Source organism: Nostoc cf. edaphicum LEGE 07299 (assembly GCF_015207245.1).
GTDB lineage: Bacteria > Cyanobacteriota > Cyanobacteriia > Cyanobacteriales > Nostocaceae > Nostoc > Nostoc edaphicum_B.
Map to the genome: position 1 here is coordinate 1 of NZ_JADEXF010000848.1, position 2,962 is coordinate 2,962.

At 44.6% G+C, this 2,962-nt stretch carries 2 protein-coding genes and 1 pseudogene; 2 read left to right on the forward strand and 1 reads right to left on the reverse strand.

Annotated elements, in window-relative coordinates; genetic code table 11:
- Positions 1–275: pentapeptide repeat-containing protein (locus tag IQ229_RS21595; protein WP_194047247.1), on the forward strand; the 275-nt coding region annotated here is incomplete at its 5' end.
- A 338-nt stretch (positions 276–613) separates the two neighbouring features.
- Here the strand turns inward: IQ229_RS21595 and IQ229_RS21600 are convergent.
- Positions 614–1,351: a Ycf66 family protein gene (locus IQ229_RS21600; protein WP_194047249.1), complete on the reverse strand. Its 738-nt coding sequence runs from the start codon at positions 1,349–1,351 to the stop codon at positions 614–616.
- 215 nt (positions 1,352–1,566) lie between these two features.
- Here IQ229_RS21600 and gndA point away from each other — a divergent pair.
- Positions 1,567–2,962: pseudogene (gndA, locus tag IQ229_RS21605) on the forward strand (NADP-dependent phosphogluconate dehydrogenase); the annotation flags it as partial.

Here is a 2,962-nt window from a genome sequence, read left to right on the forward strand (position 1 = left end):
GCTTGCTGAAGGTCATATTAAATCCGGCTAATCTCAAAGCTGCTAACTTGGAACAGGCAATTCTTAGTCATGCTGACATCCGTGAAGCTGATTTGAGTGAAGCTAATTTAGAAGCAGCAGATTTGAGCGGGGCAGATTTGGCGATCGCGGATTTACATCAAGCAAATCTGCACCAAGCTGCATTAGAAAGAAGCAATCTCACCGGCGCTAATCTAGAAGATGCCAATTTAGAGGGGACTATTTTAGAGGGCGGCAACAACAATCTTGCAACCTAAGTTTTGCTAAAGGCTGAGTAAATAAATTTCTCAGTCTAGCAACGAGAAAAAGTCCTTACAGGCAGAGGATAAGCGTACCATCTAACACTCAGTAAAGTCGCTACTTAATTTGCTATTGACTCAATCATGTATCTGATGGTTTATGTAGGCTTACCTAATAACTTTACTATTAGAGAAATAACTCATTGATTGATTTAGACGGCAAAAGGAAATGTCTCTGGTGGTTCAGTTGTTTCCCTAGAGGGAGTGCGATCCGGTGGTTGCACTCCCGTAGTGTCATCAATATGGAAATAGTGAAACCCAATATTATATTAGGTTAACGTTGGGTTTCACAGAATTTAACTACCTTGATTAGGCGGTATTTGTTCAGGTGGCGTCTCCGCTGGGGGAGCGAGTACCGCATCCGGCGCAATTTCTTCTACAGGAATCGGTTGCTTATCCTCAATTTCAAAATCTGGTTGCGCTGCTTCCACCAATTCAGGAGATGGGGGATGTGGGGGAATCGCTTCCGGTACACTCTCGGTTTTTGTTTCGGTTTCGGTAGTAACTGTCTCCTCTGCTGGTGGTTCTGGTATGACAATAGTTTTGTCAATAATCTCAATAGCAGGTTTCTCTGATATTACAGAGATAATATCTTCAGGTTTGGGGGTTGTGGGTGTCTTTTTACTCACGGTCTGTTGCACTTTGTTTTTTGCGCCACTAAAGGTACTACCAAAACCTTTTTGCAGCTGGCCCAGCCGTTCCTGAAGGGACAACTTATTCATCTGTTCTTGAATGCCAGTTTTTACCGTCTCAGTACTGGGTACTTGGGTTTGTTGTGCCTGTGGAGTCAATTGCCGACGTAATGATAGAGTTTGCCAGCCAAACCAGACCAAAAGAGCCACACTAGCCACATGACCTAGCAACAAACCTCCAGTAATGCGTGGCGCAAACACCCATAAGACTAAAGCGTAGAATAATCCTACGCCACTCCAGATAAAGTCATTCTTGCGGTGGATTTCTGGGAAAAAGAAAGCTGCTATATAAATGGCTAAACTACCAAGACCGACCACCAAAGCTAGGACATATGCCAGCATTATTTGGTTACTCCTTACTACGTCGTTTAATTATTTCAATTTTGCAAATTTTGCCAGTCAATTGTTGATTTAGATACAATTTAAAATTAATTATCCCTGTTAGTTGTGGATTTTTGTCATTTATTGAAGTCTTAAGGTCTTCTTTAGGGGAGAAGGGAAAATATCGGACTACCCTTAAAGTAAAAGGATCTGCAAGAGTTAGCCAGAAATTTTTTATGACACTACAAAGCTTTGGTGTGATTGGATTAGCCGTTATGGGTGAGAACATCGCTCTAAACGTGGAGCGCAATGGCTTCCCAATTGCAGTTTACAACCGCTCCCGAGAAAAAACGGATGCGTTTATGGCGCAGCGTGCGCCAGGACGGAACGTCAAAGCCGCCTTTACTCTAGAAGAATTCGTTGCCTTATTGGAACGTCCCCGCAAAATTCTAGTAATGGTGCAAGCTGGTAAGCCAGTGGATGCGGTAATTGCTCAACTCAAACCCTTGTTAGAGGAAGGCGATATCATTATCGACGGTGGCAACTCTTGGTTTGAAGATACGGAACGACGCACTCAGGAACTAGAACCGGCTGGACTTCGGTTTATCGGGATGGGTGTCAGTGGTGGTGAAGAAGGTGCGCTGAATGGCCCTTCACTCATGCCAGGAGGTACAGAAAGCTCCTATGAGTATCTATCGCCAATTTTTAATAAAATTGCTGCCCAAGTTGATGATGGTCCTTGCGTAACCTATTGCGGTCCTGGTGGCGCCGGTCACTATGTCAAAATGGTACACAACGGCATTGAGTACGGCGATATGCAGCTGATTGCTGAAGCCTACGACTTGCTGAAAAATGTTGCTGGACTAGACCATAATCAGCTACACGAAGTTTTTACCGAATGGAACACCACCGACGAACTCAATTCGTTTTTGATTGAAATTACGGCAAAGATTTTCCCCTACATTGACCCAGAAACAAATCTACCCTTAGTCGATTTGATTGTTGATGCCGCAGGGCAAAAGGGAACCGGACGCTGGACAGTACAAACTGCAATGGATTTGGGTGTTGCTGTACCAACAATGATTGCAGCGGTGAACGCCCGGATTATGTCTTCCTTCAAAAAAGAACGGGTAGCAGCATCTAAGATACTTACAGGTCCTTCTGGCAAGTATGAGGGAGATACCAAAGCCTTTATCAACATGGTGCGAGATGCCCTTTATTGCTCGAAAATCTGTTCTTACGCTCAGGGCATGGCACTGTTGGCTACAGCTTCAAAAACCTATAATTTTAACTTAAATTTAGGTGAATTGGCGCGGATTTGGAAGGGTGGCTGTATTATTCGCGCTGGATTTTTGAATAAGATTAAGAACGCATTTAACGAAAATCCAGCGCCCCCTAACCTGCTATTAGCCCCGGAATTCAAGCAGACGATTCTCGACAGACAAACAGCTTGGCGCGAAGTGTTGGCAACAGCAGCAAAACTGGGAATTCCAGTGCCAGCATTCAGTGCGTCATTAGATTATTTTGACAGCTATCGACGCGATCGCTTGCCCCAAACCTCACTCAAGCCCAACGCGACTACTTCGGAGCGCACACCTACGAGCGACTTGATAAGCCCGGAGCCTTCCACAC